The organism is Streptomyces mesophilus, from assembly GCF_011044995.1.
Taxonomy (GTDB): Bacteria; Actinomycetota; Actinomycetes; order Streptomycetales; family Streptomycetaceae; genus Streptomyces; species Streptomyces mesophilus.
Genome location: NZ_JAAKZW010000002.1, coordinates 126067 through 146855 on the forward strand (window position 1 = coordinate 126067; position 20789 = coordinate 146855).

A 20789-nucleotide genomic window follows, 5' to 3' on the forward strand; every position below is an offset into this window, starting at 1 on the left:
GCTGGAAATCCCCGATCAGCCCTGGAGGGTGAGGAAGCCCCTTCCTCCAGGGAGGGGAGGATTCAACGGGCCTTCTTCCGGGAGAGCTGGTCGACGGTCACTGCGAGGATCACGAGGATTCCGGTGATCAGCGTCTGGTAGATGGAGGCGACACCCATCAGCTGCAGTCCGTTGCGGAAGACTCCGACGATGAGCACGCCGATGAAGGTGCCAAGGACCGAGCCCCGTCCGCCGAACAGGCTGGTGCCGCCGAGGACGACCGCGGTGATGCTGTCGAGGTTGTCCGTCTGGCCGGCCTGCGGATCGCCCACGCCGGTACGGGAGATGAGCAGCAGCGCCGCGATGCCGTACAGCAGTCCGGCAGCGGTGTAGACGCCGATGGTCAGGCGGGAGGTGCGGATGCCGTTCAGGCGCGCCGCCTCCGGGCTGTTGCCCAGGGCGTAGACGTGCCGCCCCCAGCCGGTGCTGCTCAGCGCGTACGCCAGGAGGAGGAAGAGGCCGATGGTGACCAGGGAGCCGTAGGTGATGTCGGTGTTGCCCAGCGGGAATGTCTCGCCCAGCGCCGTGAGCGGGCCGGGCAGGTTGGAGATCGTCTGTTCCTCGGAGTAGATGTGCGTCAGCGCGAACGCCACGTTCAGCATGCCGAGGGTGACGATGAACGGTGGCAGCGGGATCTTCTGTACCAACAGCCCGTTGAGCAGCCCGAATCCACCGCATACGCCGATGCCCAAGGCAATGGCGACGAGCGGTGGCAGAGACCCCTCCGCCGCCATCTTGGCGATCATGATGCTGCCGAACGCCATGACCGCTCCGCAGGACAGATCGATGCCCGCGGTGAGGATGATCAGTGTCTGGCCGATGGCGAGGGTGCCGACCACCATGACCTGCTGCACGATCAGGGAGAAGTTGCCGCCGGTGAGGAACTGATCGGTCGATACGGAGAAGAAGGCGCAGGCCACCAGGAGGGCGACCAGGGGTCCTGTGGTCGGTGCCGCGAGCAGTCTGCGGGCCGTGGACGGCGCTGCGAGCTCGGAGTACGGCGTGGTCGTTGCTGTCATGCCAAGTCCTTGTCGGAATACGGGGGTTGTCGTCCTTGAGGGGCGGCTCAGCCCCAGCAGTTCTCCAGCCCGTATCCGGTGTCCTCGGACGTGACCCCGCCCTGCGCCTTGTCGGTGACGAGGGTGACGCCGGTGTCGGTGTAGCCGGAGGCCTTCTTCTTGTCGTCCTCGGCGTAGTTCACGACGGCCTCGACCCCCTGCGCGGCCATCTTCAGCGGGTACTGCTGGGAGGTGGCGGCGATCTTGCCGTCCTTGACCGCCTGGGTCCCGGTGCAACCGCCGTCGACCGAGACGATCAGGACGTCCTTCTCCCGGCCCTTGGCCTTGAGTGCGGTGTAAGCGCCCAGCGCGGCCGGTTCGTTGATGGTGTAGACGACGTTGATGTCCGGCTCCTTCTGGAGGCAGTTCTCCATCGCCGTCTGCCCCTTGGCCTGGTCACCGCCGGTGTCCTGGGAGCAGACGACGGAGGGGTCGCCCTCCTTGATGCCGAAGCCCTTCAGGAAGCCGTTGTGCCGCTGGACGCCCACGGAGACACCCGGCGCGAGGTCAAGCGTGGCGATCTTCGCGGCCTTCCCGGCCATGGCGGTCTTCGCGTACTGGCCGATCAGCTCACCGGCCTTGAGGTTGTCGGTGGCGAACAGCGCGTCGACCGCGCTCTGCGGCTCCGTCGGGGTGTCCAGGGCGATGACCAGGACACCCTTGGCGCGGGCCTTCTCGATCGCGGGCACGATGGCCTTGGAGTCGCTGGGGGTCAGCAGGATGCCCTTGACGCCCGAGGCGACCATGTTCTCGATCGCCGTGACCTGCCCCGCGTTGTCGCCGTCGAACTTGCCTGCGGCGGTGAGCAGTTCGGCTCCATGCTTCTTCGCGGCCTGCTCCGCGCCCTCCTTCATCTTCACGAAGAACGGGTTGGTGTCGGTCTTGGTGATCAGGCCGACCTTGACGCTGTCCGAACTGCCGCCGGCCGGGCTCGATCCGGAGCCGGATCCGCAGGCCGCGAGGGTGAGCGCCGCGGCCGTGGTGAGCGCGGCGGCCGCGAGGGCGGAGCGGGACGTACGAGTGGTGCGTGACATGGCGACTCCTGTGGGATGGCTGGCGGCACGGGGCGGGTCTCAGTACGGGTCGGGTCTCAGAGCACTGCGCGAGTGGCCTCAGAGCTCTGCCGGGTGTCATCGTTGACTTATGTCATCGTTGACACTGTCTGGCGAGGATGATGGACTCCGCATCCCGGCAACGTCAATGCCTTCCGCTCGTCACAAATCGGCAACGCACCTTCCAGCCCGGCGAACCGGCAACGGTCCAGTGCCCGGCGATGCCGTACGGAGTCGAGCGGCGGCCGTGCGTGCCTGCGCCCCCTTTGCCCGTACTTCCGAGAGAAGAGCTGCCCATGACTCCACGTCAGATCACCGTCCTCGGCGAGTGCGTCGCCGACGCCTTCACCGAACCGGCAAACACCACAGGCGAATTGGCGCTGCGGGTGCTACCGGGCGGCGGACCTGCGAACACGGCAGTGGCCCTGGCGCGGCTCGGCACCTCGGCCCGCTTCCTTGCCCGCATATCCGGGGATGTGTTCGGCCGGTTGTTCCGCGGCCATCTCGAGGCCTCCGGCGTGGATCTGTCGGACGCCGTCGAGGCCGCCGAGCCCAGCACGCTGGCCGTGGCGGAGCTGGACACTCAGGGGCAGGCGACGTTCTCCTTCCATGCGCAGAACACGGCCGACTGGCAGTGGAGGGCCGAGGAGTTGGCGCGCGTGGACCTGTCCGGGACCGCCTGCGTCCACACCGGATCGCTGGCCCTGGTGCGGCAGCCCGGCGCGGGCGTGGTGGAGGACTTCCTGGCGGCAGCGGCCCCCGGCGCGACGATCAGCATCGACCCCAACGTCCGGCCCCTGCTGGTACGGCCCGAGGTCTACCGCGACCGGCTGGCGTACTGGTGCACCCTCGCCGACGTACTGCGACTGAGCGAGGAGGACCTGGAGATCCTGCTGCCCGGCACCTCGCCCGAGGAGGCGTGCGACATCTGGCACGCGGCGGGTGCGCGGCTCGTGGTGATCACACGCGGTGCGGGCGGAGTGCTGGCGTCGCTCGACGGCGAACGCTTGCAGATGCCGGCCACTCCGGCGGTCGTCGTCGACACCGTGGGCGCGGGGGACTCCTTCACCGCCGGACTGCTGCACCATCTCGGCGCGAGAGGTCTGCTCGGTGGCCGGCTGCCGGACGTGCGTCTCGACGACGTGGCGGGAGCCTGCCGGTTCGCCTCCAGAGTCGCGGCTCTGACCTGCTCGGTTCCCGGCCCCAACCCGCCGTGGCGGAGCGAGGTGGAGGAGCTTGTCACCAGCGGACGAGGCTGAGGAGCCGTGCGGCGCCCAGCTGGCGAGCCGTGTGACGCCCAACGGAGCTTTGTGCGCGAACCGTTGACGCGGCGGCCGACTCGACTCCATCATCGGCTCGCTGGTGTCATCGATGACATAAGTCAACGATGACACCAGCCCCGGCCCTTCACCCCACCTCCCTCCGCACAGGAGAGATCATGAGCTCTGTACGCGTAACCCGGCCTGCCCGCAGACGGCTGATCGCCGCGGTGGCGACCGTCTGCGCCATGTCCGCAGCCACGCTGCCTTCGCAGGCCGCGACGTCCGACACCCCGCCGAACTCCCCGCCGTTCGCGGAGAAGTACCGTCCCCAGTTCCACTTCTCGCCGCAGGAGAACTGGATGAACGACCCCAACGGGCTCGTGTACTACAAGGGCGAGTACCACCTCTTCTACCAGTACAACCCCAACGGCAACTCGTGGGGCGACATGTCCTGGGGGCACGCGGTCAGCAAGGACCTGGTGCACTGGAAGGAGCTTCCGCTCGCCTTGTCGCACGACGACAAGGAGATGGTGTTCTCCGGCAGTGCGGTCGTCGACTGGGGCAATACCACCGGGTTCGGCACGGAGCAGGACCCGGCCATGGTGGCGATCTACACCAGTCTCGACAAGGCCACTGGTATCCAGGCGCAGTCGCTCGCGTACAGCACCGACCGGGGCCGCAGTTGGACCAAGTACGAAGGCAATCCCGTCCTGGACATCGGGTCCAAGGAATTCCGGGACCCCAAGGTCCAGTGGTACGCGCCCACCAAGAGCTGGCTGATGACGGTCTCGCTCTCCACCGAGCACAAGGTGCAGTTCTACTCCTCGAAGAACCTCAAGGACTGGGACCTGCTCAGCGACTTCGGTCCGGCCGGCGCGACCGGCGGAGTCTGGGAGTGCCCCGACCTGTTCCCCCTCCCCGTCGACGGTGACAAGAAGAAGACCAAGTGGGTCCTTGTCGTCAACATGAACCCCGGTGGCATCGCCGGAGGTTCGGGAGCCCAGTACTTCGTGGGCGACTTCGACGGCAAGAAGTTCACCGCCGAGGACTCCGGCACGTACACCCCGCCGGCCGGCACCGTCGTGCAGGACTTCGAAGCAGCCGACTTCGGCACCTGGACCGCCACCGGCACCGCGTTCGGCGACGGCCCGGCGACAGGCGCCGTGGCAGGCCAGTCGGAGGTCACCGGATTCGACGGCGCGCGGCTCGCCAACAGCTTCCACGGCGGCGACGCCACCACCGGCACCCTCACCTCACCCGAATTCACCGTCGACAGCCGGTACTTGAACTTCAAGGTCGGCGGCGGACGGCACCCCCACAAGCCCGGCACGGTGCCGGGTCCGGCCGACCCGCCCGCAGGTACGGTCCTCGCCGACTTCGAAGGCGGCGACTACGGCGACTGGACGACGACCGGCGACGCCTTCGGCTCCGCACCCGCCGCCGGCACCCTGCCCAACCAGCAGGAAGTCAACGGGTACTTGGGCAACGGCCTGGTCAACAGCTTCCGGAACGGCGACTCGACCACCGGCACGCTCACCTCGCCGGAGTTCACCATCGACAAGGACCACATCAACTTCCTCGTCGGCGGCGGCAATCACCCCTCCAGCACCGAGAACCCCACGGCCGTCGAACTCCTCGTCGACGGCGAAGTCGTCCGCAGCACGTCAGGCAAGGACGGTGAGGCGCTCAACTGGGCTTCCTGGGACGTCAAGGCGCTGGCCGGCAAGACGGCGCGGATCCGCATCGTCGACGACCACACCGGTGGCTGGGGCCACATCAATGTCGACCACATCATGCTGTCCGACGCCGCGGCCCAGCCCGTCTCCCGCGAGACATCGGTCAACCTCCTCGTCGACGGCAAGGTGGTCCGCAGCGCCAGCGGCACCCACACCGAGTCCCTCGACTGGGCCTCCTTCGACCTGCGCCCGTACGCGGGAAAGAAGGCCCGGATCCAGCTCGTCGACCGCAACACCGGGGGTATGGGGCACCTCCTCGCCGACCAGTTCACCACCGCCTACGAGCCGGCCGAATCCACGGTGCAGCGCGCAGCCTGGGCGGACTACGGCAAGGACTATTACGCGGCGGTGTCCTGGGAGAACGCGCCGGGCGGCAAGCGCTACATGATCGGCTGGATGAACAACTGGGAGTATGCGGGCGCCACCCCGACCTCCCCGTGGCGCAGCGCACAGAGCGTCCCCCGGCAGATGGCTCTGCGCACCGTGGACGGCCGGATCCGGCTGACCAGCGAACCGGTGGGCAGCATCAAGTCCCTGCGCCAGGAAGACGCGGCGACGGCCACCGGCGTCACGGTCACGAACACCTCGCGGCCGCTGGGCGGACAGGCCGCGACCGGGAAGGCGCTCGATATCGAAGCGACCTTCTCCCTCAAGGACGCCGACCGCTTCGGTCTGAAGGTGCGCACCGGCGCCGGCGGCGAAGAGACCGTCATCGGCTACGACGCCACCACCCAGGAGCTGTACGTCGACCGCACCCGCTCGGGGGCCGTGGACTTCAGCGACAGCTTCCCCGGAGTCCAGCGGGCACCGCTGAAGGCCAAGGACGGCAAGGTGAAGCTGCGGATCCTCGTCGACTGGTCGTCGGTCGAGGTCTTCGGAGGCAAGGGCGAAGCCGTGATCACCGACCAGATCTTCCCGGACCCGGCCGCCCAAGGCGTGGAGATCTTCGCCGAGAACGGCTCGGTGAAGCTGGACAAGGCCCGCGTGTGGCGCCTCGACTCGTACCGCGACTGACCCGACCCCGAAGGACTCGCCATAGTGCGCAAGACCAAGACCCTGCTCGCCGAGTTCACCGCACGCGAGGGAGCGGAGGGTGAGGTGTCCCGGCTGATTCAGGAATACGCCGACAGGGTCCGTGATGAAGAGGGAAACCTCGCCTTCGAGATCTACACGAAGACAGCGTTCCCACGGGCCTTCTGGATCTTCGAGGTGTACCGGGACGAAGCCGCGTTCCAGGCCCATCTGAAGGCCCCGTACGGAGGCCCGTTCAACAAGGCACTCGCCCCGCTGATCGAGGAGGACGCCTCGGTGCTGACCTTCCTTGATGCGGTGGACTGACGGCCTGGACGCAGACCGCCGCGAACTCCGCAGCTTCGTCAGCGGAGTTCGCGGGCGGGCGCGTCCGGCGCCGACGCGTCGGCAGGGACGGTTCACCCGCCCGTGGTGTTCTCGGCCTCCCAGCGCAGCAGGTCACCCGGCTGGCATTCGAGTACCTCGCAGAGGGCGGCGAGCGTCGTGAAGCGCACCGCTTTGGCGCGGCCGTTCTTGAGTACCGCCAGGTTGGCGGGCGTGATCCCCACTCGGTCGGCGAGTTCCCCCACGGACATCTTCCGTCGGGCCAGCATCACGTCGATGTCGACGGTGATCGGCATCAGATCACCTCGTCCAGCTCGGCCTGGATCTGTGCCGCCTCGGCGTCGCGGGCGACGGCCTGGGCGAGCAGCATCCGCAGGACGACCACGATGAGGGCGACTCCCAGGATGGCTACGCCGATCCCGGCCATGATCAGGGTGACGCCCGGGTCGTCCCGCTGGCCGGGCGCGTTGACGGCAGTGACCGTGAACCATACGAGAGCGGCCGCGACGATCGCGCCGATGATGCCGTCCACGGAAGCCGTTCTCGCCACCGAGGTCGGCACGGACGACCGCCGTGCCCTTGTCACCGTGCCCGACCTCGCACCGGGCGCGTACAGCGGCCCGATCACGGTCACCGCGGCCTGAGGCAGCGACGCCGCCCGGCCACCGACGCGACGAGCTAATCGTGCTCCGCCACCGGCCCCGTGCCCCGTGCCCCAGCAGTGCTGAACGCCTCGTCGGGGGAGGCGTACGACGGCAGTACGGCGTTGAGGCCCGTGATGTGCAGGACACGGGACACCGCGGGTGTCAGGCCGGCGACCGCGATGGCGGCTCGCCGGCCGATCGCGGTGTTGCGGGCGGCGATGAGCTGGGTGATGCCGCTGGAGTCGCAGAACGGCACCTGTGTCAGGTCGAGGACCAGCAGATCGCCGGCCGACAGGCACACGCTCTCCAGCGCTTTGCGCACCGCGGGTGTGGCGTCGTAGTCGAGCTCGCCGGTAATGGTCAGGACGGTGCCGCCGCGGCATGCGCGGTGGGTCACCGAGAAGGGGCTTGTGGGGTTCACGGTGTTCCACCTGGAGTCGGCATCGTGCGGCGCACCGCCAAGGCGAGGGTGTCGTCGGAATGGAGGATCCGCGTGTGCAGTTCGGCCGCGACAGCGCCGGGAAACTCCGCTATAGGCAGTCGGCGCAGACGGCTCGCGGCGGCTGCGAGCCGGGCCTCGCCCTCGATCGGGTCGCGGCGGCTCTCGGTCAGGCCGTCCGTGTAGAGCACCAACAGGTCGCCCGGGCCGAGATGTTCGTGCCGCACGGCGTCGCTGCCGGCCAGCGGATAGCCGATTCCGCGCCCACGTACCTCGACCAGCTTGGTGGCGCCGTCGGCGCGGACCAGGAGCGGCGGCGGATGACTGCCGTTGGCCACCGAGAGCCGGCCCGAGCCGGGATCGATGCGGACGAGCAGCACCGTCGACATCAGCTCGCCGTCGAACGGCAGCAGGATCTCGTCGGTACGGGCGACGATCGAGTCGAGCGGATGCCCCTCCAAGGCGAGCGTGCGCACCGCATGAGTCACGTTGAGCGCGCTGCGGGTGCTGGTCACACCGTGCCCGAGCGCGTCGACCACGGTGATGTGGACGCTGCCGTCGGGCAGCCGGAACCAGTCGTACAGGTCCCCGCCCGTCGGCGCGTGCGTGTCGGCGGGCGCATAGTGGACGGCCATCTCCAGGCCCTCGATCCGCACCGGCGGCGGCCGCAGCGCGTCCTCGAGCTCGCGCAGGGTCCGTCCGTGAGCACGGCGCAGTTGCTCGTCGCGCTCCTCCAACTGGACGTACAGGGCCAGTACTCCGCTGTTCGTCTCGTTCAACTCACGGGTGAGGCGGTCCTGTTCCGCGGCGAGCGCGTCGGCTCGTTCGACCGCGGACCGCAGCTCCTCCTCGAGCAGTTCCAGCTGGCCTACAGAACTCTCCGCCATGGGCGCGTAGGCCTGGGCCGGCAGCCGCCACAGGGTGACGGCACCCGGCAACTGCTCCGCCGGCAGCGGAAGATCCCGCGGTGCGGGCACCCCCGGCGGTGCGAGCGGAGCGCGCAGCCGGACGGCCAGTTGCGGCGGGCGTCCGTCCGGGGCCGGCTCGGGTGCCACGTGCAGGGTGACGATGCGGCCCGCGTTGAGCTCCTCGGCGGCCACGGTCGACACCGACAGGGTGAGCCGGGCCCTCAGCTCGGCGGGCAGCTGCCACTGGTGGGCGAGCCGGCGCAGGGTGGCACGCAGACCCCGCAGGGAGCGGTGCGTGGTGCCATGCGTGATCATGAACTTCCTTTGGTCGTACCGGAGACGAGCACGGTGGCGTCGTCCCGCGACAGGCGGTGGCCATGGGCGAGGGCGGCGGCGAGCAGAGGCGCCGGCAGGCGCAGCGTGGCCGGGGAGGGGTTCCTCGCCCATGCATCGCCGACGCCGTCGGTGTGCACGACCACGGAGCTCCCCGCGGGTGCGTCGATCCGCTCGACGTACGGCGCGGGAAGGTTCCAGCCGACCACGCCCGGGCGCGGCGCCATCCGCCGCACCGTCCCGTCCGGCGTGGTCAGTGCGACGCGCACATTGCCCACGCCGCAGTGCTCGACGCTGCCGGGGCGCTGCCGAAGGAGCGCCACCGCAGCGCCTCTGGTGCGCCGCAGCCCGACATGCAGGGACTCGAGCAGTTCGGGCAGCGGGAGTTCGCCGGCTCCGAGGAAGATGCCGACGGCCGCCCGGGAGGCCTCGGCAGCCGTACTGCCGTGCCCGAGGCCGTCGATCACGGCGAAGGTGCGCGTGTCCTCGGTGCGGACCATGGCCCAGTGGTCACCGCTTTCCTCCTCGCCTTGCGCCGGCATCAACAGCGCGCCCAGACCCGGCCCGTTCACGCGCCGAGTGCCGGGGGCGGACAGACGGGCGCAGACCAAGGTCCCCTCGCCGGGGCGGGAGCGGATGGTCAACTCGTCGGCGATACGCTGCACGGCGCCCAGACCCGAACCGAGCGTGCCGGTGCTGGTGTAGCCGTCGGCCATGCACAAGGCGGGGTCCGCCATGCCCGGGCCGCGGTCGACGGCGATGATCTGGACCCCCGTACCGTCGGGCGATTTCTGCAGGTAGAGCGCGCCGTCCTTGGCGTGTTTGACCACATTGCTGGCCAGTTCGCTGGCCAGCACGGCGGCACGCTCGGGCAACGACCCGCCCAGAGCGCAGAGTTCGGCGGTGGCGCGCGCCGCGTTGGCGGCCATGTGGACGGCGCTGTAGTGGTCCATCCGGACCTGCGTCGCCACATGGCCCTGCGCCGTCGCCGCCGTCACCGGTTGTTCCACCGGACCGCCGTCACCGTGGTGCCCTCGCCGACGGTCGTGTCCACGCCGAACTCGTGCATGAGCCGGCGGGCCCCGCCGAGGCCGTGCCCGAGGCCGGTCCCGGTGGTCCAGCCGTCGGTGAGCGCCTTGTCCAGATCGGGGATGCCGGGACCGTTGTCCCGCACCGTCAGGCGGACGCCACCGCGGGCGCCGTGCCCGAGCACCTCGATGGTCAACGAGCCTCCGCCGCCGTGCACATAGGCGTTACGGGCGAGTTCGCTGGCCGCGGTGACGATACGGGTCTGATCCACCAGAGCGAACCCGGCCGCGACCGTGGCGGACCGTACCGCGTGCCGGACGGTCAGCAGATCCTGCTCGCTCATCACCGCGTGCGTCTGCGCGCCGTCGGGAGCGACGTCCAGACCGACGGGCCGCAGCGGGGCGTCGGCGTGCCGTGCGCCGCGGGCGAACGCTTCATCGTAGAGCGTCATACGCGTCGCCTCTCGGGGACCGTGCCGTCTGCTGCCACCCCAGCGCGTGCATGCCCTGCTCCGCGTTGAGAGCGGTCTCCACGCCCTTGAGCTGCAGCCCCAGTTCGACCAGCGTGATCGCCACCGCCGGACGCATCCCCGCGACGATGACCCTGGCACCCAGGAGGCGTGCCATGGTGGCGAGTTCGGTGAGGGTGCGGGCGACGAACGAGTCGATGAGGTCGAGGCGCGAGACGTCGATCAGGACGCCGCGCGCGCCGTCGGCGACGATGCGCTCCGTCAGCTCGTCGGTGAACGTCAGAGCGGAGGTGTCGTCGAGCTCGTTGAGGAGCCCGGTCACCAACACGTCGCCGAGCCGCAGGATGGGCACGGCCGAAGGCCGCGGAGCGTTCACCGTGCGGCCGCCGTGAGGTGCGCGTCCGCGCCGGGCATGGGCTCGTCCGTGATCCGGACCGCCGCGGCGAGCGCGTCGGCGAGGGTGGCCTTGGTGAGGATGGTCGACAGATCGATGCCGAGCTGGGCGATGGTCTGCGCGATCGGCGGGCGGATACCGCTGATGACGCAGTCGGCGCCCATCAGCCGTACGGCGTTGACGGTGTGCATCAGATGCTGGGCGACGGCCGTGTCCACCGCGGGGACCCCGGTGATGTCGATGATGGCCACCTGCGCCTCGTGCTCCTGGATGGCCTGCAGCACGCTCTCCATCACGACCTGGGTACGCGCCGTGTCCAGCGTGCCGATCAGGGGCACGGCCAGCACATGGCGCCACAACCGGACCACGGGGGTGGAGACTTCGAGCAGCTGGCGGCTCTGGCGCCGGATGATCTCCTCGCGGCCCTCGACATACGTCTCGAAGGAGAGCGCCCCGGCCGTGTCGAGCAGCCGGTTGATCAGCACGGCGGCGGCGAACAGCTCCGCGGTGTCCCGCGTCGTGTACTGCATCGCCTCAAGGAGGGCTTCCTTGAGGCAGAGCACGGCGAGCGAGGTGTCGGTGGGGGAGGCGCCGGCGCGGGCGCGGTGCAGCGACAACTCCATGACGCAGGCGCGCAGATCGCGGTGCGAGGCGAAGAGGTGGCGCACCGGCGTCTCGCCGGACAGGCCGTCCGTGAGCGCGGCGAGCAACTGGCCGGCCTCCGTGCGCAGCTGGCCCTCGTCGAGGTCGACGGCGTCGGTCTGCTCCAGCTGCAGCCGTACCCACCGGTCGGCGATCTCTTCGTGACGTTCCCTGAGGGCGTCGTGCAGACGCTCCCGGGTGGCATCTTCCCGCGGACTCACATGCACCTCTCGTCTTCGACAACCTTGCACTCCGCCGCTGCCGGCCGTGGACGGGCCCAGGGTGCCGATCAGGCCGGCAGGGAGGGCAAGCCGACCTGTGCGGTCCTGGTCACATCCGGTGTGGGCCGACGCGACGGAGTTCGGGACGCCGCGTACCCCCTTGGGGGCAGGTAATGCCCGGGCAGCCGTAATTCTTTGTGGCGTACGGAGGTTTGTGTGGTCACCGGTGCGGGTGATGCGTACGCGCATTGCCGGTGTTGTGTCCGCGCGTTGCCGGTCTCCGCGGTGTCAAGCCGTTGCCGCGAGCGTGTGCTTCGGGTGCGGGCGCAAGGGCATCCATACGCTGACGACCTTGCCGTCCGAGCAGAGCATGACGCTCACGTCGCCGGACAGCCGCTCCACGAGCTTCCATCCGTAGCCGCCCGGCGCCATGGCGTCGGCGGCATCGGCGCGGGTGGCCGGGAGCTGGAAGGAGTGGTCGGCCACTTCCAAGGCCACGCCGTCCTCTTCGACGTGGACACCGAAGGCGGCGATGCCACCCCCGTGGGTCAGTGCGTTGCTGCACAGTTCGGAAGTCACCAGGAGGATGTCCGCGACGCCGGGGTCCCGGGTCAGCTGACGGCCGTTGGCCCCGAACCGCAAGGCGAGCAGGCGCTTGACGCGTGCGCGTGCCTCGGCGGGTGTGCCGGGCGGCGAGTGCCGGTCGGGTGATCCACTGTGGTGGCGGAAGTGCCGGTGCATGGGGAGTGCCTCTTTTCGGATGGGACGACGGCGATCTGAGTGCACCTCGTCGTGGCGTGTGCCCGACCTCACACCGCTCATGCCCGTCTTCCCGTATCCGCGCGGACAGTTACCGCATTCGGCCGCACCCGGCCGGTTCAGACGGCGAGGGCGGATCGGGCCGCGTCCAGGGCCTGTTCGGCGTAGCCGCGGCCGAACAGGGCCGCGTGCACCAGGAGTGGGAAGAGCTGGTGCAGGGGGATGCGGGTGCGCCAGCCCTCGGAGAGCGGGGCGATCTCCTCGTAACCCTGGATGACCGAGGGCAGTTGGGGGCAGCCGAAGAGGTGGAGCATGGCCAGGTCCGTCTCGCGGTGGCCGCCGTGTGCCGCCGGATCGATCAGATACGGATGGCCGTCGGCGCCCCACAGGACGTTGCCGTTCCACAGGTCCCCGTGCAGCCGGGCCGGTGGTTCGGCGGGACCGGCCAGGTCGGGCAGCCGGTCGCAGAGCCGCTCGACGGTCCCGGCTTCCTGGGGCCGGATCGTGCCGTCGTCCACGGCGGTGCGCAGATACGGCAGGACGCGCTGTTCCGCGTACCAACCCGGCCAGCTGTCCTGGGCGTTGTTGCGCATCGGTGCCTGTCCGATGTACGCCTCGACGGGTCCGTCCGGCGGCGGGGCGCCGAACGCGGGGGCGCCGGCGCGGTGCATCCGTGCCAAGGAGCGCCCCAGCTCCACGGCCGCGGCGCGACCGGGCGGACCGGTCACCACCCGCTCGGCGACCAGCCACCGCTCGTCCCACCCGTGGAGCAACGGCACCCGCACGGTTCCGGACGCGGCCAGCCACTCCAGACCCGTGGCCTCGGCCCGCGTCGCCCCCGGCGCACGGTTCTGCTTCACCATCACCGAGCGCCCGTCGAGGAGCTCCACCTCGCACAGCGCCCCGGAGCGGTCCCGCACCCCCGACACCGTGCCACCCGTGTGGAGTGCGGCTGCCGTTGCGGGATCCGTGGGGGACATCCGGCCAGGGTAGGCCCGCGCCGTCAGACCAGCGGCGGGACGCGCTCGCCGGCCGGCGGGGGCCCCGGCGCGGTGCCGTCGCCGAACGGCCGGCCGCCCAGCTCGTCCCGCCCGTGCGGCGTCAGCCAGCCGCTCGGATCAGGTCCCTGCGGGACGATCCCGGTCGGATTGACCGTGCGATGCACCCCGTAGTAGTGCGTCTTGATCTGCTCGAAGTCGATGGTGTCGCCGAAGCCGGGGGTCTGGAAGAGGTCCCGCGTGTACGCCCACAGGGCGGGCATTTCGGTGAGCTTGTGCCGGTTGCACTTGAAGTGGCCGTGGTAGACGGCGTCGAAGCGCACCAGCGTGGGGAAGAGGCGCACATCCGCCTCGGTGATCGAGTCGCCGACCAGGTAGCGCCGGGTCGTCAGACGCTCCTCCAACCAGTCGAGCCTGTCCCACAGTTGGCGGTACGCCTTGTCGTACGCCTCCTGCGAGGTGGCGAAACCGCACTTGTAGACACCGTTGTTCAGGTCGGTGAAGACCTTTCCGGCCACGTCCTCGATCTCGTCGCGCAGCTTCTCCGGATAGAGATCCGGCGCCCCGTCCCGGTGATGTGCCGCCCATTCGCTCCCCAGATCGAGCGTGATCCGGGCGAAGTCGTTGGTCACCACCTGCCCCGTCGGAATGTCCACGAGGGCGGGCACGGTGATACCGCGCGGATAGTCGGGGTCCCGTTTGAAGAACGCCTCCTGTAGGCGTTCGATGCCGAGCACGGGGTCTTTGCCGCCGGGGTCCAGATCGAACGACCAGCTGCGCTCGTCGTGCAGCGGTCCGGCGATCCCCATCGAAAGGACGCCCTCGAGCCCCAGCAGACGCCGTACGATCGCCGCCCGGTTCGCCCATGGACAGGCGCGGGCGATGATCAGGCGATAGCGCCCGGGCTCCACGGGGAAGCCGTCGCGGCCGTCGGCCGTGATCCGCGTCGTGATGTAGTTCTGATCCCTTTTGAACTCTCCACCACCAGCCATACACCGAGCCTAGACGCCGATGAGTTCCGGCGTCGCGCGGAGTCATCTCCGATGACCGGAAATGCGGCGCCGTACGGCGCCGCCCGCACCAGACACCGCGGAGAACTCATGACGACCGAACTGTCCGGCCGCCCGCCCGTCGTCGACCTGGCCACCTGGCAGGCCGAACGGGACGAGCTGCTGGTACGCGAGAAGGCGCACACACGCGAGGGGGACGCGATCGCGGCGGCCCGGCGGCGGCTGCCGATGGTGGAGTTCGACGGGGGCGTCGAGGTGGTCGGCGCCGACGGGGCCGTGCCGTTCCTGGACCTGTTCCAGGGGCGCGAGGAACTCGTGCTCTACAAGCACATGTGGTATGACGGCGCGCCCCACCAGGGACAGTGCGAGGGCTGCACCACCACGGCCTGGCACCTCGACGACTCCGTCTACCTCAACGCCCGCAACGTGTCGTTCGCCGTCGTCACCACGGGTGCCTGGAACGAGGTCGCCGCCTACGCCGAGTTCATGGGCTACACCCAGCCCTGGTACTCGGTGCGCGGCATCGACGAGCCGGCCGGCGGCGAGATGGGCTACCTCGCGAGCTATCTGCGCGACGGCGACCGTACGTTCCTCACGTACTCCACGACGGGCCGCGGCAACGAGCGCGCGAACCCGGCCCTCGGTCTGCTCGACATGACCCCGTACGGCCGCGGCGAGCAGTGGGAGGACAACCCCGAGGGCTGGCCCAAGGGGCTCGACGCGTGCTGGTCCTGGCGCTTCGACGCGGACGGCAACCCCACCTGGGGCCCGACCGGCCGCCCCACACCGCAGTGGACCCGCCCGGGCGCGACTCCGGTGGAGACACTGGGCCGGACGACCCACTGCCACTGACTCTCAGGCGCGGCACAGACAGAACGGATGGCCCGCCGGGTCCGCGTAGACGCGGAAGCCGCGGCGGCCGTTGTCGTCGTCGAGGTCCAAGGGCATGGCGCCGAGCGCCAGGGCCTGGGCCTCGGCGTCGGCCATGTCCGTGACCGTCAGATCGAGGTGCAGCTGCTGGGAGTTGGTGTCGGCGCGCGGCCACTGCGGCGGCTGATGGCCCGGGGCCCGCTGGAAGGCCATGCGGTGGCCGCCCGGTGCGTACAGGTCGTACCAGTCCTCGTTGTCCTGTTTGATCTCGCCGCCGAGCAGGGCGGCGTAGAAACCGGCGAGGGCCGCGGGGTCGGGCAGTCGACGGCGACCAGGCAGTACGTGGCGACCGGCATGGGATCAACCTCCTGTGCACCGGGGACTTTGCTCCGGTGACTTCGCTCCGGTGACTTCGCTCCAGTGGCTTCGGTCCGGTGACTTCTCGCGCGTCACTTCTCGCGGGCGAGTGCCCTGCCCAGACGGTCTGATGCGGCCCGGAAGTCGGGCCGAGCCTACGAATTCGTCCCCTGACCCACCTATCTCCTGCGGTACGCGGGGTACCCGCGAGGCTCCGGTGCCGTGAAGGGATGGACATGGAGTGGATGGAACGGGCCGAATGCGTGCGGGAGGACCCGGAGTTGTTCTTCCCCGTCGGCACGACAGGCCCTGCGCTGCGGGACCTCCAGGAGGCGAAGGCGGTGTGCCGTCGGTGTCCGGTGGCGCAGCAGTGCCTGGACTTGGCACTGAGCAGCGGGCAGACGGCGGGCATCTGGGGCGGTACGTCCGAGAGCGAACGGGCCCCGCTGCTGCGGGCCGCGCGCCGCAGGGAGCGGTACCACGCTCGTTTCCGCTGAGCCGATGGGACGCCCGAGGCCGCAGGGGCGTCACTGCTGCGCGAAGGGCACAGGCTCACGCCCCTTCGGCTGAGAGGGAGTGCGCGGCGGCGTCAGATCGGGCAGCGGCCGGGTCTCGGTGCGCTCAGGGGTGAGTCGCACCTCCTCGCCGTGGTGGCGTATGACCAGGGAATCGCCGCTGAGCAGGGTGTACTCCGCCGCGTCGCGCGTGATACGCACGGAGATCCGGCGGCCGAACACGGTGATGCGGAACGCAAGCCGGAAGAGGTGGTCCGGCAGCCGTGGCGAGAAGGAGAGGTCGCCGCCTTGGCGGCGCAGCCCGCCGAAACCCGCGACCAGGGCGATCCAGCTGCCCGCGAGCGAGGCGAGATGCAGGCCGTCGCGGGTGTTCTGCTCCAGGTCGAGCAGATCGATGAGCGAGGTCTCGCCGAGATAGTCGTACGCCAGGTCCAGATGTCCCGTCCGCGCGGCGACGACGGCCTGGAAGGCGGCCGACAGGGACGAGTCCCGCACCGTCAGCTCCTCGTAGTACGCGAAAGCCCGCGCCTTCTCCTCGTCGGTGAACGCGTCGCCGCGCAGGAAGAGCGCGAGCACCAGATCCGCCTGCTTGATGACCTGGCTGCGGTAGAGAGCGAAGTAGTGGAAGTGGTGCATCAGCGGGTACTGGTCGGGGTGCGTGGCGGCGAAGTCCCAGCGGGCGCGGCGGGTGAACCCGGCCGACTGCTCGTGCACTTGGAGTTCTTCGCTGTACGGGATGGCCATCGCGTCGGCGGCCCGGCGCCAGCAGCGCACCTGGCCCTCGTCGACCCCCAGGCGCCGCGCGGCCTCCGGGTGCCGCTCCACGGCGTCGGCGGCGTCCCGGAGATTCTGCTGGGCCATGAGATTCGTGTAGAGGTTGTCGTTCGTCAGGGCGCTGTACTCGTCGGGACCCGTCACTCCGTCGATGTGGAACGTGCCCGCCTCGTCGTGATGCCCGAGCGAGTGCCACAGACGTGCGCTGTGCACCAGGATGTCCACGCCGATATGCCGCTCGAAGTCCTCGTCGCCCGTGCACTCCACATAGCGCACCGCCGCCGCGGCGATGGCCGCGTTGACGTGGAAGGCGGCAGCACCGGCCGGCCAGTAGCCCGAGCACTCCCGGCCCGCGATGGTGCGCCACGGGAACGCCGCGCCCGCCAGGCCGAGTTGACTCGCGCGCTCCTGCGCCAGGGGCAGGGTGCTGTGCCGCCACCGCAGGGCCTGGGCCACGGCGTCGGGGTCGGTGTAGGTGAGGATCGGCAGGATGTACGCCTCGGTGTCCCAGAAGCAGTGCCCCTCGTAGCCGGGACCGGTCAACCCCTTGGCGGGAATGGGCTGTTCCTCGGCCCGGTCGCCCGCCTGCAGCACGTGGAACAGGGCGAACCGTACGGCCTGCTGAAGCCGCTGGTCGCCGCGCACCTCCACATCCGCACAGTCCCAGAACGCGTCGAGCCGCTGCCGCTGTTCGTCGGCGAGCCCCTGCCACCCCGTATGCCGGGCGGCGGCCAGCGCGGCGTCCACCTGATCCCGCAGGGCAGGCAGCGAGCGGGTACGCGACCAGCCGTACGCCACCGTCTTGTCCACCCGCAGCCGCTCGCCGGGGGAGAGCCGGCCCACCACGGTGTAGCGCGCGAGATCGGGTTCGGCCTCGGAGGTGCCCTGCCAGCCGTCCGGTCCGTCCACCCGGTGCTCGGCGGCCACGGCGACGCGCAGTCGGCTCTTCTCGGTGGAGTGGATCAGGCCCAGATGGACGTCGGAGGCGTGGTGTTCCTCGGCGCGCAGCGGCGACTGCAGCACGGTCGAGCCGCGGGGGTCCCCGTTGTGCGGCGGCAGTTGCTCATTGGCCACGAGCTCGGACTGCACGACGACCCGCGTCTCGTGCGAGACCGGCTCCACTTCGTAGCGGATCGCGGCCACGGCGCGCTGGGTCAGCGAGACGAGCCGGGTCGAGCGCACCCGGACACGTCGTCCCGCGGGCGACGTCCAGTCGACGGCGCGGTGCAGTTGCCCCGTACGGAAGTCGAGGGTGCGTTCGTGGTGGTGCAGGGTGCCGTAGCGCAGGTCGAAGGGTTCGTCGTCGACGAGCAGCCGCATCACCTTGCCGTTGGTGACGTTGATGACGGACTCGCCGAAGTCCGGATACCCGTAGCCCGCTTCGGCGTACGGCATGGGGTGCAGCTCGTGGACACCGTTGAGGTAGCTGCCGGGCAGGCCGTGCGGCTCGCCCTCGTCGAGGTTGCCGCGCCAGCCGATATGGCCGTTGGAGAGCGCGAACAGCGACTCCGTCTGCGGCAGCACATCCAACTGCAGGGATTCCTCCCGCACTTGCCAGGGCTCGGTGGTGAATCCGGAGTGCCTGATCACGGGCGGCCCTCCGCTCGTCGGGCGCCGTTCACGGTGTCGATGCGGGTCATCGGGGACGGGTACCGCGCACGGGACGGATCAAGCCCGGGCCCGCGGGCCGCCCCTCAGCGGCCGACGGGCGTCTCGTCCGCCATGTGCGAGAGCTTCTCCGGGTTGCGGACGTGGTAGAGCCCGGTGATCAGGCCCTCGTCGATCCGTACGGTCAGGACCCCGTCCAGGTCCCCGCCGATCCGGATGATCAGCGCCGGATGCCCGTTGACCTGGGCCGGTTCGACCGAGCCGGTCTCCTTGAGCCGGGGCAGGGCCAGCCTGAGGAAGGAACCCACCTCCGCGGCACCGGCGAGCGGGTGGAGCAGTGCCTGCTTGACCCCGCCGCCGTCCGTCAGCATCACGACATCCGGCGCCAGCTTGTCGAGCAGACCCTGTAGATCGCCGGTCTCGACGGCGTGCCGGAACGCGTCGAGCGCGCCCTGCGCCGCGTGCGAGGTGACGGTCTCGCGGGGCCTGCGCGCAGCGACATGACTGCGGGCGCGGTGCGCGATCTGGCGTACGGCCGCGGGGGATTTGTCGACCGCGGCGGCGATCTCGTCGTATCCGAGGGCGAAGACCTCCCGCAGCACGAACACCGCGCGTTCGGTGGGCGAGAGCGTCTCGAGGACGAGGAGCATCGCCGTCGAGACGCTCTCGGCGAGCTCGACGTTCTCGGCCACGTCCGGGGCGGTGAGCAGGGGCTCGGGCAGCCATGGGCCGACGTAGTCCTCCTTGCGGCGCTTGAGCGAGCGCAACCGCATCAGCGCCTGCCGGGTGGTGATCCGCACCAGGTACGCGCGCGGTTCACGGACCTCGTCGAACTCCACGCCGGTCCACTTGAGCCAGGTCTCCTGCAGCACGTCCTCGGCGTCCGCCGCGGAACCGAGCATCTCGTACGCGACGGTGAACAGCAGGTTGCGGTGCTCGACGAAGGCGGCGGTGGCGGGGTCCGTGGCCTGGCTCATCTGCGGCTCCTCGGTGCGTGCGGAAGCGGGTCACCCATGGGATGCCGGGCGGCGCGGATCTGTGACAACGCCGGCGTGGACCGGCGCCTTCCGGACCTCGACGTACCTGTGCCCCACGTCACGTGAGCCCCATATTCGCAAGGACGTATGGCCGCCGGACGGTGGGGCACCCGGGCGATCAGCACTCTCCCCCTTTCCTCATAGGAGGCCTGCCGATGACTGCCGTGAACAGCCCGGTCCCCGAGGCCGACATCAAAGCCACCGGGGAAGTCCTGCAGGGCGCGCTCGTCGATCTGCTGGATCTGTCGCTGATCGCCAAGCAGGCGCACTGGAACATTCTCGGGCCGAGGTTCCGCTCGATCCACCTCCAGCTCGACGAGGTCGTCGCGACCGCCCGTACGTACGCGGACACCATCGCCGAACGCTCGTCGACCATCGGAGTTCCGCCCGACGGACGGGCCGCGACGCTCGCCCGGCACTCGGACGTCGCGCAGCCGCCGGACGGCTGGCTGCAGGAGCACGCCGTCGTCGAACTGCTCATCGACGCACTCGCCGGGACGATCCGCCGGATGCACGAACGCATCCGGATCACCGGGGACACCGACCTCGTGAGCCAGGACGTCCTGCTCGGGCTGACCGCTCAACTGGAGAAGCACCACTGGATGTTCCAGGCCGAACACCCCAGGCCCCAGTAGCCCCGAGCCCCAGCAGGGCGCCGCCCGGGCGGCGCCCTGCTGGGCCGCCGTCAGGGCCGCTCGCGCTCCGCGTCCACGATGCCGCGCTCCAGGACCGCCGACGCACCCAGGAACGTATCGGACATGATCTCCTCGGCCGCCGACCAGTCGCCGACCAGTCGCCGACCAGTCGCCGGTCAGCCGCAGGGCATGGTGGTAGACCGCCCGGATGTGCCTGAGGGGCGGCCGGGCGGGTACTCGCGACGGATGAACGTCATGAACACCGGGATGAACGTCATGAGTACCGGCTGGACCGAGCGGGCCGCCGCACCAGGCGCGGCGGTCGGTGTCGTGCTGGCCCTGGTGGGGCTCGCCATCGTGGGCATGCTGATCGGAGCGTTTGTGTGGGGCCGCCGCAGGCAGGACCGCGCGCCGCGGCCGCCGCGCCCCGAGGAGCAGCCGAGGCTGCCCGGAGGCCGGCCGTCAGGCCCGGTCCAGGAGGTCAGGGAGCCGGACGAGCTGCCGCCCGACAGCCCGCGGCTGACCCCGCACCAGCTGCGGCACTCCAGCACGAGGAGCAGCGCCGACCAGGAGCCGTCCAAGTGGAGCGGCGGCGGCAGCGGCGCCTTCGGCAGTGGTGGCCCGGGCGGGAAGCAGGGGTGAGC

Annotated in this window: 21 protein-coding genes and 2 pseudogenes; 7 read left to right on the forward strand and 16 right to left on the reverse strand. The window is 70.2% G+C overall.

Annotated elements, in window-relative coordinates; translation table 11 throughout:
- Positions 1-62 precede the first annotated feature (62 nt).
- Complete coding sequence (locus G6045_RS01350; protein ID WP_165329851.1) at positions 63-1058, reverse strand: ABC transporter permease; 996 nt, start codon at positions 1056-1058, stop codon at positions 63-65.
- 47 nt (positions 1059-1105) lie between these two features.
- Entirely contained in the window at positions 1106-2131 is a 1026-nt protein-coding gene (locus tag G6045_RS01355) for a sugar ABC transporter substrate-binding protein (RefSeq protein WP_165329852.1), read from the reverse strand.
- 314 nt (positions 2132-2445) lie between these two features.
- On the opposite strand from G6045_RS01355, the gene G6045_RS01360 reads away from it, so the two are divergent.
- From G6045_RS01360 to G6045_RS01370, 3 genes are all read left to right on the forward strand, one after another.
- Positions 2446-3408: a carbohydrate kinase family protein gene (locus tag G6045_RS01360; protein ID WP_165329853.1), complete on the forward strand. Its 963-nt coding sequence runs from the start codon at positions 2446-2448 to the stop codon at positions 3406-3408.
- 179 nt (positions 3409-3587) lie between these two features.
- Positions 3588-6161 carry a GH32 C-terminal domain-containing protein gene (locus G6045_RS01365; protein ID WP_165329854.1) on the forward strand — a complete coding sequence of 858 codons (2574 nt, stop codon included), beginning with the start codon at positions 3588-3590 and terminating at the stop codon, positions 6159-6161.
- A gap of 24 nt (positions 6162-6185) precedes the next feature.
- Positions 6186-6485 carry a putative quinol monooxygenase gene (locus tag G6045_RS01370; RefSeq protein WP_165329855.1) on the forward strand — a complete coding sequence of 100 codons (300 nt, stop codon included), beginning with the start codon at positions 6186-6188 and terminating at the stop codon, positions 6483-6485.
- Positions 6486-6577: 92 nt separating this feature from the next.
- Here the strand turns inward: G6045_RS01370 and G6045_RS01375 are convergent, their stop codons facing one another.
- The 11 genes and pseudogenes from G6045_RS01375 to G6045_RS01425 all read right to left on the reverse strand — a co-directional run bounded on the left by G6045_RS01375 (position 6578) and on the right by G6045_RS01425 (position 14331).
- The gene (locus G6045_RS01375) at positions 6578-6799 is read right to left on the reverse strand and encodes a helix-turn-helix domain-containing protein (protein ID WP_165329856.1); all 222 of its coding nucleotides are present in this window, start codon (positions 6797-6799) and stop codon (positions 6578-6580) included.
- Positions 6799-7089, reverse strand: a pseudogene (locus G6045_RS01380) (DUF2975 domain-containing protein); the annotation flags it as partial. The pseudogene G6045_RS01380 and the gene G6045_RS01375, both read right to left, overlap by 1 nt.
- Positions 7090-7181: 92 nt before the next feature.
- Positions 7182-7568 carry an STAS domain-containing protein gene (locus G6045_RS01385; RefSeq protein ID WP_165329857.1) on the reverse strand — a complete coding sequence of 129 codons (387 nt, stop codon included), beginning with the start codon at positions 7566-7568 and terminating at the stop codon, positions 7182-7184.
- A complete protein-coding gene (locus tag G6045_RS01390; protein WP_165329858.1) occupies positions 7565-8809 on the reverse strand; it encodes a PP2C family protein-serine/threonine phosphatase in 1245 nt (414 codons plus the stop codon). The genes G6045_RS01385 and G6045_RS01390 overlap by 4 nt, the downstream gene beginning before the upstream one ends.
- Positions 8806-9825, reverse strand: coding sequence for an ATP-binding protein (locus G6045_RS01395; RefSeq protein ID WP_328707618.1), 1020 nt, complete (start codon positions 9823-9825; stop codon positions 8806-8808). The genes G6045_RS01390 and G6045_RS01395 overlap by 4 nt, the downstream gene beginning before the upstream one ends.
- Complete coding sequence (locus tag G6045_RS01400; RefSeq protein ID WP_165329859.1) at positions 9822-10307, reverse strand: ATP-binding protein; 486 nt, start codon at positions 10305-10307, stop codon at positions 9822-9824. Before G6045_RS01400 ends, G6045_RS01395 begins: the two co-directional genes overlap by 4 nt.
- Positions 10291-10701, reverse strand: coding sequence for an STAS domain-containing protein (locus tag G6045_RS01405; RefSeq protein ID WP_165329860.1), 411 nt, complete (start codon positions 10699-10701; stop codon positions 10291-10293). The genes G6045_RS01400 and G6045_RS01405 overlap by 17 nt, the downstream gene beginning before the upstream one ends.
- Complete coding sequence (locus G6045_RS01410; RefSeq protein ID WP_165329861.1) at positions 10698-11582, reverse strand: STAS domain-containing protein; 885 nt, start codon at positions 11580-11582, stop codon at positions 10698-10700. Before G6045_RS01410 ends, G6045_RS01405 begins: the two co-directional genes overlap by 4 nt.
- A gap of 288 nt (positions 11583-11870) precedes the next feature.
- A complete protein-coding gene (locus G6045_RS01415; protein WP_165329862.1) occupies positions 11871-12323 on the reverse strand; it encodes an ATP-binding protein in 453 nt (150 codons plus the stop codon).
- Positions 12324-12460: 137 nt separating this feature from the next.
- Positions 12461-13321, reverse strand: a complete 861-nt coding sequence (locus tag G6045_RS01420; protein WP_165329863.1) for a fructosamine kinase family protein — start codon at positions 13319-13321, stop codon at positions 12461-12463.
- A 23-nt stretch (positions 13322-13344) separates the two neighbouring features.
- Positions 13345-14331, reverse strand: a complete 987-nt coding sequence (locus G6045_RS01425) for a glutathione S-transferase family protein (protein WP_165329864.1) — start codon at positions 14329-14331, stop codon at positions 13345-13347.
- A gap of 108 nt (positions 14332-14439) precedes the next feature.
- Here G6045_RS01425 and G6045_RS01430 point away from each other — a divergent pair, with 108 nt between their 5' ends.
- Positions 14440-15201 carry a DUF899 family protein gene (locus G6045_RS01430; RefSeq protein ID WP_165329865.1) on the forward strand — a complete coding sequence of 254 codons (762 nt, stop codon included), beginning with the start codon at positions 14440-14442 and terminating at the stop codon, positions 15199-15201.
- Between the two features lie 3 nt (positions 15202-15204).
- Here the strand turns inward: G6045_RS01430 and G6045_RS01435 are convergent.
- A pseudogene (locus G6045_RS01435) lies at positions 15205-15575 on the reverse strand (VOC family protein).
- 237 nt (positions 15576-15812) lie between these two features.
- On the opposite strand from G6045_RS01435, the gene G6045_RS01440 reads away from it, so the two are divergent.
- On the forward strand, positions 15813-16073 hold the full coding sequence (locus G6045_RS01440) for a WhiB family transcriptional regulator (protein WP_165329866.1): 261 nt from the start codon (positions 15813-15815) through the stop codon (positions 16071-16073).
- Between the two features lie 30 nt (positions 16074-16103).
- Here the strand turns inward: G6045_RS01440 and G6045_RS01445 are convergent, their stop codons facing one another.
- Together G6045_RS01445 and G6045_RS01450 are read right to left on the reverse strand one after the other, a co-directional pair.
- Positions 16104-18455, reverse strand: a complete 2352-nt coding sequence (locus tag G6045_RS01445; protein WP_165329867.1) for a glycoside hydrolase family 65 protein — start codon at positions 18453-18455, stop codon at positions 16104-16106.
- Between the two features lie 104 nt (positions 18456-18559).
- Positions 18560-19450 carry an RNA polymerase sigma-70 factor gene (locus G6045_RS01450; protein ID WP_165329868.1) on the reverse strand — a complete coding sequence of 297 codons (891 nt, stop codon included), beginning with the start codon at positions 19448-19450 and terminating at the stop codon, positions 18560-18562.
- A gap of 215 nt (positions 19451-19665) precedes the next feature.
- On the opposite strand from G6045_RS01450, the gene G6045_RS01455 reads away from it, so the two are divergent.
- Positions 19666-20145 carry a Dps family protein gene (locus tag G6045_RS01455; protein ID WP_165329869.1) on the forward strand — a complete coding sequence of 160 codons (480 nt, stop codon included), beginning with the start codon at positions 19666-19668 and terminating at the stop codon, positions 20143-20145.
- Positions 20146-20400: 255 nt separating this feature from the next.
- Positions 20401-20787: a DUF6479 family protein gene (locus G6045_RS01460; RefSeq protein ID WP_235967387.1), complete on the forward strand. Its 387-nt coding sequence runs from the start codon at positions 20401-20403 to the stop codon at positions 20785-20787.
- Positions 20788-20789: the final 2 nt, after the last annotated feature.

What these genes read in the sequence shown, in the direction of transcription:
- G6045_RS01350 (WP_165329851.1), bottom strand. Translation starts at nt 1,058, where the DNA reads ATGACAGCAACGACCACGCCGTACTCCGAGCTCGCAGCGCCGTCCACG.
- G6045_RS01355 (WP_165329852.1), bottom strand. Translation starts at nt 2,131, where the DNA reads ATGTCACGCACCACTCGTACGTCCCGCTCCGCCCTCGCGGCCGCCGCG.
- G6045_RS01360 (WP_165329853.1), top strand. Translation starts at nt 2,446, where the DNA reads ATGACTCCACGTCAGATCACCGTCCTCGGCGAGTGCGTCGCCGACGCC.
- G6045_RS01365 (WP_165329854.1), top strand. Translation starts at nt 3,588, where the DNA reads ATGAGCTCTGTACGCGTAACCCGGCCTGCCCGCAGACGGCTGATCGCC.
- G6045_RS01375 (WP_165329856.1), bottom strand. Translation starts at nt 6,799, where the DNA reads ATGCCGATCACCGTCGACATCGACGTGATGCTGGCCCGACGGAAGATG.
- G6045_RS01390 (WP_165329858.1), bottom strand. Translation starts at nt 8,809, where the DNA reads ATGATCACGCATGGCACCACGCACCGCTCCCTGCGGGGTCTGCGTGCC.
- G6045_RS01400 (WP_165329859.1), bottom strand. Translation starts at nt 10,307, where the DNA reads ATGACGCTCTACGATGAAGCGTTCGCCCGCGGCGCACGGCACGCCGAC.
- G6045_RS01415 (WP_165329862.1), bottom strand. Translation starts at nt 12,323, where the DNA reads ATGCACCGGCACTTCCGCCACCACAGTGGATCACCCGACCGGCACTCG.
- G6045_RS01420 (WP_165329863.1), bottom strand. Translation starts at nt 13,321, where the DNA reads ATGTCCCCCACGGATCCCGCAACGGCAGCCGCACTCCACACGGGTGGC.
- G6045_RS01425 (WP_165329864.1), bottom strand. Translation starts at nt 14,331, where the DNA reads ATGGCTGGTGGTGGAGAGTTCAAAAGGGATCAGAACTACATCACGACG.
- G6045_RS01430 (WP_165329865.1), top strand. Translation starts at nt 14,440, where the DNA reads ATGACGACCGAACTGTCCGGCCGCCCGCCCGTCGTCGACCTGGCCACC.
- G6045_RS01440 (WP_165329866.1), top strand. Translation starts at nt 15,813, where the DNA reads ATGGAGTGGATGGAACGGGCCGAATGCGTGCGGGAGGACCCGGAGTTG.
- G6045_RS01450 (WP_165329868.1), bottom strand. Translation starts at nt 19,450, where the DNA reads ATGAGCCAGGCCACGGACCCCGCCACCGCCGCCTTCGTCGAGCACCGC.
- G6045_RS01455 (WP_165329869.1), top strand. Translation starts at nt 19,666, where the DNA reads ATGACTGCCGTGAACAGCCCGGTCCCCGAGGCCGACATCAAAGCCACC.
- G6045_RS01460 (WP_235967387.1), top strand. Translation starts at nt 20,401, where the DNA reads ATGAACACCGGGATGAACGTCATGAGTACCGGCTGGACCGAGCGGGCC.